This is a genomic window from Acinetobacter sp. BEC1-S18-ESBL-01 (genome assembly GCF_014169935.1).
Classification (GTDB): domain Bacteria; phylum Pseudomonadota; class Gammaproteobacteria; order Pseudomonadales; family Moraxellaceae; genus Acinetobacter; species Acinetobacter pittii.
This window is the reverse complement of record NZ_AP022302.1, coordinates 3,206,969-3,219,062: the sequence shown is the minus strand read 5'-3', so window position 1 is coordinate 3,219,062 and position 12,094 is coordinate 3,206,969. Positions and strand designations below refer to the sequence as shown.

Here is a 12,094-nt window from a genome sequence, read left to right as displayed (position 1 = left end):
AGCTTAAGATTTTATATGTTTATGATCATTTATGAAGTAAAACCTAAGGTGTACCGTTTGTCGGGTAATTGGCAAAAAATGCACAACACTAGTTGAACAAAAAGTAACGTAGATGTAATTTAGTAATTGCTAAGCAAAACTACTCAAGGATTGGAAGTTTCGGTTGCCATATAAAGAAAAATGCGACTTGAGACAATGAGAGTGGTTAAAGTCAAAAAATAAATGCTCTTGGGAGAGTGCTCAATGAAAATGTTCACTAAACTTGCTTTAGTTTCTTCTTTAGCTATCAGCGCAAATGCAATGGCAATGCAGTCAATGGACGATGCTGCGCTTAGTGCTGCTACTGGTCAAGATGGTATTAATATCGGTATCGCTTTGGGTGCTGGCGGTATTTCCATCGATAAATTATATATTCACGATAACGATGGTTTAGACCCAACTACAGGTATTGTGGGTGCTACAGCAACTGCAGGTGCAATCACAATTACGGGTACAGATGCAACTCAAGGTAAAGCGATAACTCTTACGCAGGTAGATACAACACAGAATTTATTAGATCTTAAAATTGATAGCGTTGGTGCATCTGCTACAAATGGCGCGTTTTTAAACGTTGCTGCAAATGTAGGTGCAGTTAATGTAAAAGTTGGTTCTATTGGTGTTGGTAGTTCTGGTACTTTAAATGAAACTACTGCTGTACGTGGTATTACAGAAGCAGCTCCAACTGAAATTCTTTCTGGTTTAGATTTATCTTTAGGCGCTATTTCAGCTAATGTTCAATTAGGTGCTACACCACAAGGTGCAATGATTAAAGTAAATTCAAGTTTGCAAGGTGGTTTAACTTTATCTAACCTAGGTATTAATGATGCTGCTGGCGGTGGTAAAATTGTCCTTGATAAAGTTATGGTCCGTGGTGCTGGTAATACAACTGGTAACTTAGATGTGAATGCTGACATTTCTGTTGTGCCGACTGGATTGAAGATTCAAAATAATAGTACTCAAGGCATGAACGTCTATGCACAGGGTATTCGTTTAGGTTCAAATACTGCTGCTTCAATTGGTGATGTTGAAATCCAAGGTATTAATGTAGGTACTTCTACAATTACAATTTCTGGCCACTAATTTAAAAGTTTTAATAAAAAAAGCGCGTTTAATACGCGCTTTTTTAATTTATTAACTCATCTAGTTTTGTTATATAAAAATATATTTTAATTGATAAAAATAAGCCGTTAAATTAAGAATCAATTTAAATTAACTATAAAAGTCTCTTTATTTTTATAAAACTAAACGTTCATCAAAAAAAAGTAAAAAAAGGCTGTTTTTTTCAAAAAAAAAAGGTATCTTCAACACACAGGGATGTAGAGCTATTGCTCTAAGAATAAAATGAATAAGGCCAGTTAGGCCACCATTTAGAACAAGTGCTTATGTTAGAGATTGCTTTGGGCTCAGCATTGATATATTACTTTGCGACAGAAGCCTTCGAAATAGAAAAAAAGCCACCGGGAACTGTTTATTATACAGAGACTGCCGATTCACGTAATTTATCATTTCGCCGAAATCATATTGAGCCAGTAACGATTAAGCCTGCGATAGAAGATCAATTTCGCGGTATTGTTCGACAAGCATATGACTATAGCTGTGGTTCAGCTGCACTTACAACTTTGTTGAATGGTTATGTGGGTACAAGCTTAACTGAACAACAAACAATGAGTGGTTTACTTCAGTATGGTGAGTATCAACGAATTATTGAACGCCGTAGCTTTTCACTACTTGATATGAAGCGTTTCGTAACTGCTATTGGTTTGGATAGTGGCGGTTATCGAGGGGAGTTTTCGGATTTAGTTAAATTAGGTCAACCTGCGATTGTTCCTATTTCATATGCTGGTTTTAAACATTTTGTCGTATATAAAGCTTATAAAGATGGACGAGTCTATGTAGCTGATCCTGCTTTAGGCAATATCAGCTTTGATGAAAATCGTTTTAAAGAGGTTTGGGATAATAATACGTTATTTGTTATTTCTGTGCCTGAATCACAGCGTAAAGACTTATTAACATTGAAAGATGCTGATATGCGTCATGTGGAAGATGCAACTGTTAACCGTTATGCCTTTGTGGATGCGCAATATCCAACGTTTAATTATGATCGTTTAGCAAATAAAGCCTCAACAATGCGAAGGGTTCTGGATAATGATAGTCACTCTTCCAATCATAATCAGCCGATAGAAACTTATATGCGTCTTTATTACAAGCGTAAGTAATGAAAATTTGATTTAGTAAAATAAATAAATTGGGTGGGAAGAAATATGAATAATCGATGGATGAAGATGAGTGTATTGGCATTAAGCATGAGTGCTATTACAGGTACACTTTATGCAGATGATCAAGTTGCACAAGCAGATGTACAAAATAGTACAGCTGTTTCTGAAGCGACCACGGTATCAGATGTAACGCCAACATCAAATTCAGTGCAAGAAGATGCATTAGCTCCGACAAATGGATCTACCACTACTGAATCTGAACCTACATCAGCTAATCCAGAAGCAAATCAAGCCGCGACTGCTTTACAGAAAAAAGAAGGAGATGCGAGCCAAGAGACCAATTTACAAGAAGTTTTTACCTCGAATGAACGACAATATTCATTAATTAAAAAAGGCGAAATTTCAACATATTATGATCTCGATTATACCTATTACCGCGATAGTATTTTAGATTTAGCATTAGGAGATGATAATTCTAGTATTAGTCGATTGAGTATTAGGGAAGATGCTCAGCATACATTGACCAACAGTTTTACAGCTCAATATGGTGTTTTAGATAATTTAACACTTTCAGCGACTGTACCTCTTGTTGCTAAATCTGATATTGCTAGTGATTCAGATACTGCAGGGTTAGGGGATATTTCATTAGGTGCACGTTGGGAACCTTTCCCATTGAAACAAGGACGCTTACCTTTAGTTTTGTTTGGTAGCGTTTCTACTAAAACTGGTGATAGTCCATATGAAGTTGCTCAAAATGAACTTTCAACTGGTAAAGGTTATTACTCTGTAGGTTTAGGAGCAAGTACTCGTAAATATATCGATCCGGTGGTTTTATTTGCTTCAGCATCTGCCAATTATGGTTTTAAAGAGACTGGTTTAAATCAGGTACGTGGTAATCGTATTTTAGAATCTTTTGATCCTGGAATTAGTGGAGGATTCTCTTTCGGTTTTGCCTATTCCTTTAACTATGATGTGTCGTTAACCATGTCTTACCAACAAAGCTTTAACTTAAATTCAGAGTTTCAGTTTGCAAATGGTGAATCATATCAGTCACCAGATCAGAGTAGTGCGGTGATGGCTTTTGCTTTGGGGGTGCGTGTTTCACCTGATACGATTGTTAACGGTACAGTTGGATTTGGTTTAACAGAGGATGCACCAGACGTTTCACTTGGTTTGTCATTCCCGCTAGATATCTTAGGTTTGCGCAAAAAATAAAAATAAGGAGATAGGCAGGTGAAATATCCTAAATTATGTCCTTTAACAGTGGCAATTGTGATCTCTGGTTTTTCTAGCTTTGCCAATGCTCAATTAGGACAAAACCTAGCTGTAGATATTCGTTCATTATCGATGGGGAATGCTGTAACAGCAGATCCACCAGGTATTAGTGCTGTTCATTTTAACCCTGCAGCGTTAGCCAAGATTGATGGGCTACAAACTGATGTACAGGGTATTCTTGCTAATTTTGATATCCAACGCGAGTTTTCAGCCCCCCCTGGTTATAATATTTTTGGTTATTCAGATGATCCTCTTGTCTGTAATGATGGACCAGAGGTTACTGCTAATATTTGTACAGATTTTAAGGGACCTGTGCGTGGTGATGTTGAATACGCTAGCTTGTATGTCCCTATCCTTAAAAAAATGGTTGATTTAGGGGAGGGTTATCCACTGGTTGCTCCTACTGCAGGAATTGCCTACAAACCACCTGGCTCAAAAGTAACTTATGCAACAGCGATATATGCACCATTGGTTGCTGGTTTTGGAGCAGAAAATGGAAATGCTGGTAACTATATGGGGCAGCAAGTTGCAGTAGAGCGAATCACCTATTTATCCCCATCTTTTGGTTTTCAAGTAAATGATCACTTATCAATTGGTGCCTCAATTGGTATGTCTTATAACGCACTAGCATTGAAAACTGATCTTCGCTTTCCAAATGAGATGCTTGGTGTATTGCGTATGGTTGATGAAGTGGTTTGCGCACCATTTAAGAATAACAATGACATGATTACCGACTTATTATTATTTGGTATGTGTAATGCTCAGGAAGGAATGAACCCATTTAATAAAATGGGAGCTTTACAAGTTTCATTGGAGCAGTCTTTAAGTCCAAGTTATAACTTGGGCTTATTGTGGGAACCGACAGACGATTTTGGCTTCGGTATGGTTTATCAAAGTTCAGCCAAGATGCGTATGAAAGGCAAATACTTGATTGATAACGCTAAAGCACCACAAGAATTGATTAAGGGATTGAATTCATCTGCTACAGGTCAAATTTTAGCTAGAATTTTAGGTTTGCCTGGTTATGTACCTGATATTGAATCAGGTTTAGTTGCAATGGATCTAGAGTACCCTGCACATTTTCAGGCAGGTATTAAGTATAAGATCTTGCCAGACTTACAAGTGAATTTTGATGTTGGTTGGACAGATTATTCGGCATGGGATAAATTTAAATTTGAGTTTGATCGTCAGATCTCATTACTCAAAGTTGCAAAATTATTATCTAATGATGTGACTGATAACTCTTTAGCATTACCTTTAAAATTTACTTCACCATGGAGTTGGGGTATTGGTTTAGAGTATTCAGCAACGGATCGTTTAAAATTACGAGCTGGTTATGAGCCCCGTGCCAGTGCTATTCCTAATGACAAACGTAATACCATGGTCCCAATTAATAATGCACAATTATTTGGTTTAGGATTAGGTTATCGTTTTGATGCAGATACAGATTTGGATCTTTCAGTTGGTTTCTTACGCAGTCGCGATAACATACCCGCGTGTACAAGTACTTTATCGAATAAATGTGGTGTTGATAATATTTTATTAAATCCTTATGCGGGTTTAGATGTAAAAACGAATACTAAAGTTACAGTGCTTGGTTTGAGTTATAGAACAAAATGGTAAGACAATATAAATGGATGTTCCGCCCTAAACTTGCTATCTCAATTTTATCTGTTGCGATGGTAAGTGTTTCTGTATCTTATGCAGATGGTTTTTACACGATTATAGGTCCAGATGGGCGTCCTATGATTGTACCGAGTAAAAAAGTTGATCAAAAAAGACAGCTACCTCCTAGAGTGGAAATACAATCTCAAAATCTACCGAATAAAATTATAATTGATCCAGCTCAAAAAGTTTCTAAAGAAAAAATTACTATCGATTCACCAAAAAAAATGGAGCAATCAACACAAAAGAAATTAAATACTGCACCGACTGCACCGACTGCACCGACTGCACCGACTGCACCGACTGCACCGACTGCACCGACTGCACCGACTGCACCGACTGCACCGACTGCACCGACTGCACCGACTGCACCGACTGCACCGACTGCACCGACTGCACCGACTGCACCGACTGCACCGACTGCACCGACTGCACCGACTGCACCGACTGCACCGACTGCACCGACTGCACCGCAAAAAGTCCAAAATACTCAGCCTACTTCAGCAAATAGTCATGAATTAAAAACACCTATTGAAAATGTAAAACTTCAGACGGCATCTAATGATGAATGGCAGAAACAATTACTTTTAATTCCACCTCCGATCAAAAGTACTTCACAGGCTTCCCCTGAGCCAAATTCTTCACAAGATAAGTCTAAATTTACTACTATTGATGGCATAGAATATGTAAATAGTGAATATCTTGAAGACCAAGAGTTTAATTTAGAAGGAAAAAAACGTTTTTATATCGTGCCAGATGGTTTAGGCAGAACTGAGTCAATAGAACGTAAAAAAGGTCTAAGTCGATCAACGTTGGATCAGCTTTTTAATCGACATACTCAAGATACAGAGTCGGCAGTGGTATTAGCGCCGACGTATATACGTTTATCTTCTCAAGATTTAGAAGCAACTTTTGAACAAGATAAGTGTTTTATTAAAAATTATAATAAATCAATTAAAAAGCTCAGTATAAGTAAAGAAGTAAATTTGTGGCCAAGAAAACCTCTTAAAGAAAAGTTTGAGTATGAGTTGATAAAGCTTGATCCTTCAATTCAACATTTAAAACTTATGTCATTCGCTGCTAGTAATGAAAGACCTTTATATTATTGGCCTTTAGTTATTTTTTTAGATGATAAAGGGTGTATTTTAGAGGGGGTGAGCGGTTTCAAGAGTAAATCGTATCCTTCTACTCTATTACAACACGCATCAATCCAAGGTGTTTTAAAATTACCACCCTTAGCACATTACATGATGTTGACGCCATTATCCTCTGCCGTAGATGTGGCAGAAAATGAGTTAACGAATCAGGGACAAATTCAAATTTCAGTATTACGTTAAAAATAAGTAGGATATCTAATGAATAAAAAAGTTTTATGGCCTTTTGCACTTACCACATTGGCACTGATGCTAAACGGTTGTGGTGGTGGTAGTTCCACAATAAATGAGAATCCTACAAATGGATCAGGAGGAGCTACTGCTAATGGAAGTTGTTCCGTAACAAACAGTGATTGTCTACAATTCTCTTTAGATTACCCAATAGCGGGTATTAATTTTACCTGTAGTAGTGCAGCGAATCTAAGTTTTGTTACTAAGGCTTCTGGAAATAGTGTTATCGGATCTTGTAAAGCAGGCGATACTGCTAGTTTTTATTTGCAAGATACCAAAGCTACAAGAAAAATTGAACTAGGCTCTGTTAAGTTAGACACTGTTTCAAAAATTCAGATGACTGTTCCGCCACGTTTGAAAGTCATGGATATGGCGATTGGATTAACTGGGCAAACACCAACCTCACTTAACCAGAATGATCCTACAGTGCGGGTTGCAATGGCATTGGTAAAACTTTTTCAAAGCGTTGGCTTAGAGAGGGGAGATCATGTTGCTGGTGATTTGCAGCCAACCCAATTTACCGATGAGAAGAAAAATACTTTAAATATTTTAGTTCAAAATATTACAGCTACAGAATGGAAAAATGGTGCTTATGCCAATATTTTGAAACCATGGTTAGATGTAAGTCCAGTATCAGATACGCAAGCTTTTGAATTGGTAACGCAGTTGGCACACTTAAGTTTAGTAGGGTTATATCAATCAGATTATATTACTTTGGCTGAGCCTAATTTAATATCTGAAAATTTTTATGGATGTAATTTAACTAATTTAGCAGATTGCCCAAAAAATAGCGCTAATACCCAACATATGTTTGGTAATTTATTCTTACTATCTGATCGTCGGGGATATACATTTGGTTATGGTTTACAATGGAAAGGAACGAGTACAATTACAAGCCAGTTAGCAATTAGTGCAGTATTAAATGTCTTGACGAAATCTAAGCCAACTCAAATGGTTGCAGACTCGCAAACTACTTGGCTTGATCCAATACAGACAGAAATTAAATCAACACAACCATTCCGTTTAAAAACTTCTAGCAATACAAATGAAGATTTAGTGATTTATCAAGGCAAATTATTGAATGATTCACTTATTGCAGGACGTGATAGTTCATATTTCGGGTTAACAAATACTAAAACTCCTAATCCTCAGCAGTATGCTTTATGGAAACAGAGTGTTGATAACCAAAATTATAATGGTTCTATGGATATTTATAAGGTAAGCCCTGCGAGCTATCTGTCTAATCAGATCTTTAAAACAGCTAATAATGTCAAATCTGGTCAAACTTATATTTTCCCATTATATGCAACTCTAAACTTTAAATTTGATACAGCAGGAATTGCCCCTATTGATTTGGGTATTGTAGTTGATGAAAATGGAGACATTAGAACAGATATTAAACCTAATGCTACTGCAACAGACATGTCTGGTCAGTGTGGAGTGGTTTCGAATACGAGTTTAATTGATAACAATGGCGTTCAGCAGTACAGAATTGGCACAACTGGAGGAACAGAGTCGGCCACCAATGATAAGTCAATTACAGTAAGAATGATTTTTGGGGTGCCTCAATTAGGGAATTTAAATGGCATTGTGGTAGGCCTAAATTCAAATGTAGTTCAAAGTACTTCTCAAACTGGTAGCCAAACTTTACTTGTAAGTGGCGCAAAAATTAACGTTGCTAATCTATTACAAGGGCAGACCAGTGGTGCGAATCTTACTACCTATGATAACAAAACAGTTTCATGGTTAAATCCGTATGCTTTCTATCAACAAGTTTATAATAATATTAAAGATATTTCACCTGCTCCGACTGAGACTGAAAAAGCTTTAGGTCAACGTATGGCTGGAACTGTGACACTTAGAACAGCTGATTGTTATCAGATTAAGACTAAATCTTAAAAAAATAAAAGACATATAAAAAAGACCGCGAAAGCGGTCTTTTTTATTATCTAAATGATTAACCCGTATGGTCTAAACGAGTACCCAAAGTTTCAAGATGTGTTGGGAACACTTGTTTTTTACGGTCTTCAAAATAATGTCTTAAAGTGTGTTCAACACTAGGGAATGCAAGTTCACCCCATGGAATTTCATGCTCTTCAAACAGGCGACTCTCGATGCTTTCTTCACCTGCACCAAAAATGCCATCTTTCAGCTGTGCTTTGAACAGTACATAAATTTGACCAATACGCGGAATATTGTACATACAATACAGTTGTTCTATTTCTATCTCGGCTTCTGCTTCTTCTCGAGTTTCGCGTGCTGCACCTTGCTCCATGGTTTCGAACAATTCCATATAGCCAGCAGGCAAAGTCCATAAACCATAACGAGGTTCAATCGCACGACGACAGAGTAATACTTTGTCTTCCCATAACGCTAAGGCACCGCAGATTACTTTGGGGTTTTCATAGTGAATATTTCCACAATGAGTACAAACACGGCGTACTTTATGATCACCTAAAGGAATTTTTTGTTCGGTTTTATGCCCACACGCTACACAGAAACTCATAATTATCATCGAGTATAGAGATGACTCAGCATAACTGAATTTTTAGACTTACGCATCAACTCTATTCCCTAAGTTTGATTTTCAGATATGATGCAAAGAGAGATAGAATAATAGGTGAATGGTATGGAAGAGCACTTGCTAACACAAAAGTTACAGCAAAGATTGCGCTTTTCCACCCGCATACAAGAAGCACAAGCAGCAGTACTGATTGCAATTACTAATGAAAATGATCCAAAGGTACTGCTTACACGCCGTTCAATACATATGAACAACCATGCGGGGGAAGTCTCTTTTCCTGGGGGAAAGCGTGATCCTAGTGATACCAGTAATATTGTTGTAGCGTTGAGAGAAGCTCAAGAAGAGACAGCTTTAAATCCGTTTGATGTACAGTTGTTAGGTGATTTGCCGATGCAGCGTGCAAGAAGCGGTTTGTCTGTAAAACCGATCGTTGGACTTATTCCTCCAGAGGTGACTTTAATACCTCAGCCTACCGAAATTGATCGAATTTTCTTTGTTCCGTTACAGCAACTGATCGAGACGCGTCCGACACCCTATGAAGTTCGATATGCTCATCAGTCTTTATATTTCCCAAGCTTACAGATTGATAATGAAATTATTTGGGGGTTAACTGCTCGTATGTTAGTTGCTCTGTTTAAATATGGACTAGGTTATCAAAAAGATTGGCCATTTTTACTTAACTCACCAACCTTTGGAATGCCAAAGTTTTCTCATAAAAAATAAAGATCAGGATTGATAAATTATGATGTATAGCTATCAAGGACAGCACCCAAAAGCCTTACATGAGCCATGGGATGGCTGGGTTGCTCCAACTGCAACGCTTATTGGGCAGGTAGAACTAGGCCGTCAGGTCAGCATTTGGTTTGGTGCAGTAGTTCGTGCTGATAACTGTGTAGTTCGAATTGGTAATTTTTCTAATATTCAAGAAAATTCTGTCTTGCATACCGATGCCGGAATTGAGCTAAATATTGGTGAATATGTCACAGTCGGACATAAAGTCATGCTGCATGGTTGTGCGATTGGTGATAATAGTTTGATTGGTATGAACGCCGTAATTTTAAATCGGGCGGTGATTGGTAAAAATTGTATTATCGGTGCTAATGCTTTAATTCCTGAAGGGAAGGTGATTCCAGATAATTCAGTGGTGATGGGTTCACCAGGCAAAATTGTCAAAACTTTAGATGAAGATGGGGCAGCGAAAATACGCTTGAGCGCATTGCATTATGCTGAGCACTTTAAGAACTATGCAGATTTAAAAGAATTCCACTTTTAAAATCTTTATAAGTTATTTTCTATGCCAAGCACAAGCTTGGCATTTTTATTTAGAAAGAGAACAACTCGCCTATCAGAGCCGAGTGGGGTATCATAACTTTCGTTTTTAATCTGATTTAATACTAAGGTTGTGCATGAAATTGCTGGCGTTGGAAACTGCAAATGAGCAGTGTTCTATTTCATTAGTCGATGAAACCCAAGAACTATTTTTTCAACTCGATACGCGGGCGAAAGCACAAACCCAGACCATTTTGCCTATGATTGAGCAAGGGCTACAACAAACAGGTCTTGAAGTTGCTGGTTTGGATGCGATTGCCTTTAGCCGTGGGCCTGGTTCTTTTAGTGGTGTTCGAATTAATGCTGCTGTTGCCCAAGCTTTAGCTTGGTCACAAGATTTACCTGTGGTTCCAGTTTCTACATTGCAAGCTTTAGCACAAGCGGCATACCGACTTGAAGGTTTGGAACAAGTGACTGCCGTGCTCGATGCGCGTATGAATGAAGTTTATATTGCAAGTTATGTTTTAGATGAACAAGGAATTATGCAGTGTATTGATGAAGAAAAATTAATGGGCTATGAGCCAGCAGCAGCTTATGCAAAACATTGCTTAATTGGTTCGGGCGCCAAGCTACTTCAAGTTGATGCAGAGCATCAAACAATCACTGCAACTGCACAGGATATTGCTTCTATTGCACGTGTCTATGCTGCACAAAAGCAATGGGTGGATGCCGAGCATGCTTTGCCAGTTTATTTACGTGATGATGCGTGGAAAAAGATAGCGGATCAGGGTAAAGCAAAGTAAAGGCAGTACTCATGCATATATATTTTGAACAAGATTTTCAAGAACAAGCACAGCACTACCAAGCTGTGCTTTGTTCTAGAGGTGTGACTGTCGATTTAAAGCCAATTGAAAAGCTGAATGCACGGTTTTTACGCTTCAATCCTGAAATTGCCCTTTGTGTAGATGAAAACGGACTTTGGTTATCTGCTAATGGCATGAAAATGCAACCCGACTGGAAAGCTGAAATTCCACGTTTAAAACGTGCAAGTCTTAAATCGGAAATGATTGCTCGTGCCTGTCAGTTAGGCGAAAAACCCATACTGGTTGATGCTACCGCGGGTTTAGGCCATGACAGCTTACTTATGGCTTGTTTAGGTGCCCAAATCCAGCTCGTTGAGCGCCATCCGATTTTATTTACTTTACTTGAAGATTCAAAAGCTCTGGCGGAACGTGATCCATTTTTAAGTCAATTTATGGATCGTATTCAACTGATCTTTGCTGACTCTGCAAGTTATTTACAACAGTTACAACAAACAGCTCAACTAGTTGATGTGGTTTATCTAGATCCGATGTTTCCACAGCGTGACCAGAATCACCAAGCCATCAAAAAACAAGCTCAAGTCAAAAAACAAATGCAGCTTTTACATCTCCTTTTACCCGAAGATGGTGAGATGGATTTGGGGGATAATTTGCTGGTTTTGGCACAGAAAGTTGCTAAACGTGTAGTTGTTAAGCGGCCACGGCATGCTATTTTCTTGGCAAATCAAGAGCCAGCTCATCAATGGCAAGGGGATGCTTGTCGTTTTGATGCGTATTTTCAGTAGGCTTATGTAAGGTTAGGTTTTATTGCTTGAATAATGCACAAATATATGTGATATAGTTCAAAAGCATGATTGCTAAAATTCTTAGCAGGCATACACTTAAGATGCCTGTCAAAAA

General features: G+C 38.0%; 11 protein-coding genes. 10 read left to right on the top strand and 1 reads right to left on the bottom strand.

The genetic code is table 11. The features are described 5' to 3' along the window. Positions 1 to 243: 243 nt before the first annotated feature. The 6 genes from H7R46_RS15320 (at position 244) to H7R46_RS15295 (ending at position 8,479) form a co-directional block, all read left to right on the top strand. Positions 244 to 1,119 carry a DUF6160 family protein gene (locus H7R46_RS15320; protein WP_005071240.1) on the top strand — a complete coding sequence of 292 codons (876 nt, stop codon included), beginning with the start codon at positions 244 to 246 and terminating at the stop codon, positions 1,117 to 1,119. Between the two features lie 302 nt (positions 1,120 to 1,421). Continuing rightward, positions 1,422 to 2,255, top strand: a complete 834-nt coding sequence (locus H7R46_RS15315; RefSeq protein WP_005071238.1) for a C39 family peptidase — start codon at positions 1,422 to 1,424, stop codon at positions 2,253 to 2,255. A gap of 45 nt (positions 2,256 to 2,300) precedes the next feature. Then, entirely contained in the window at positions 2,301 to 3,470 is a 1,170-nt protein-coding gene (locus tag H7R46_RS15310) for a transporter (RefSeq protein WP_005071236.1), read from the top strand. 18 nt (positions 3,471 to 3,488) lie between these two features. Beyond that, complete coding sequence (locus H7R46_RS15305) at positions 3,489 to 5,153, top strand: OmpP1/FadL family transporter (protein ID WP_002115895.1); 1,665 nt, start codon at positions 3,489 to 3,491, stop codon at positions 5,151 to 5,153. Next, positions 5,147 to 6,532: a putative pilus assembly protein FilE gene (gene filE, locus H7R46_RS15300; RefSeq protein ID WP_182924223.1), complete on the top strand. Its 1,386-nt coding sequence runs from the start codon at positions 5,147 to 5,149 to the stop codon at positions 6,530 to 6,532. The genes H7R46_RS15305 and filE overlap by 7 nt, the downstream gene beginning before the upstream one ends. An 18-nt stretch (positions 6,533 to 6,550) precedes the next feature. Continuing rightward, entirely contained in the window at positions 6,551 to 8,479 is a 1,929-nt protein-coding gene (locus H7R46_RS15295; RefSeq protein WP_002115900.1) for a hypothetical protein, read from the top strand. Positions 8,480 to 8,537: 58 nt separating this feature from the next. Here H7R46_RS15295 and H7R46_RS15290 read toward each other — a convergent pair whose 3' ends face one another. Continuing rightward, positions 8,538 to 9,086: an NUDIX hydrolase gene (locus H7R46_RS15290; RefSeq protein ID WP_002115876.1), complete on the bottom strand. Its 549-nt coding sequence runs from the start codon at positions 9,084 to 9,086 to the stop codon at positions 8,538 to 8,540. A 114-nt stretch (positions 9,087 to 9,200) separates the two neighbouring features. On the opposite strand from H7R46_RS15290, the gene H7R46_RS15285 reads away from it, so the two are divergent. The 4 genes from H7R46_RS15285 (at position 9,201) to H7R46_RS15270 (ending at position 11,979) form a co-directional block, all read left to right on the top strand. Next, positions 9,201 to 9,827, top strand: coding sequence for a CoA pyrophosphatase (locus H7R46_RS15285; RefSeq protein WP_014208431.1), 627 nt, complete (start codon positions 9,201 to 9,203; stop codon positions 9,825 to 9,827). Between the two features lie 22 nt (positions 9,828 to 9,849). After that, positions 9,850 to 10,377: a gamma carbonic anhydrase family protein gene (locus H7R46_RS15280; RefSeq protein WP_080631236.1), complete on the top strand. Its 528-nt coding sequence runs from the start codon at positions 9,850 to 9,852 to the stop codon at positions 10,375 to 10,377. 133 nt (positions 10,378 to 10,510) lie between these two features. Further along, the gene (tsaB, locus tag H7R46_RS15275; RefSeq protein ID WP_005071228.1) at positions 10,511 to 11,176 is read left to right on the top strand and encodes a tRNA (adenosine(37)-N6)-threonylcarbamoyltransferase complex dimerization subunit type 1 TsaB; all 666 of its coding nucleotides are present in this window, start codon (positions 10,511 to 10,513) and stop codon (positions 11,174 to 11,176) included. An 11-nt stretch (positions 11,177 to 11,187) separates the two neighbouring features. Beyond that, entirely contained in the window at positions 11,188 to 11,979 is a 792-nt protein-coding gene (locus H7R46_RS15270; RefSeq protein WP_005071226.1) for a class I SAM-dependent methyltransferase, read from the top strand. Positions 11,980 to 12,094 lie beyond the last annotated feature (115 nt).

Coding starts and splice junctions, on each gene's coding strand:
- H7R46_RS15280 (WP_080631236.1), top strand. CDS start 9,850: ATGTATAGCTATCAAGGACAGCACCCAAAAGCCTTACATGAGCCATGG.
- H7R46_RS15290 (WP_002115876.1), bottom strand. CDS start 9,086: ATGAGTTTCTGTGTAGCGTGTGGGCATAAAACCGAACAAAAAATTCCT.
- tsaB (WP_005071228.1), top strand. CDS start 10,511: ATGAAATTGCTGGCGTTGGAAACTGCAAATGAGCAGTGTTCTATTTCA.
- H7R46_RS15315 (WP_005071238.1), top strand. CDS start 1,422: ATGTTAGAGATTGCTTTGGGCTCAGCATTGATATATTACTTTGCGACA.
- H7R46_RS15295 (WP_002115900.1), top strand. CDS start 6,551: ATGAATAAAAAAGTTTTATGGCCTTTTGCACTTACCACATTGGCACTG.
- filE (WP_182924223.1), top strand. CDS start 5,147: ATGGTAAGACAATATAAATGGATGTTCCGCCCTAAACTTGCTATCTCA.
- H7R46_RS15270 (WP_005071226.1), top strand. CDS start 11,188: ATGCATATATATTTTGAACAAGATTTTCAAGAACAAGCACAGCACTAC.
- H7R46_RS15310 (WP_005071236.1), top strand. CDS start 2,301: ATGAATAATCGATGGATGAAGATGAGTGTATTGGCATTAAGCATGAGT.
- H7R46_RS15320 (WP_005071240.1), top strand. CDS start 244: ATGAAAATGTTCACTAAACTTGCTTTAGTTTCTTCTTTAGCTATCAGC.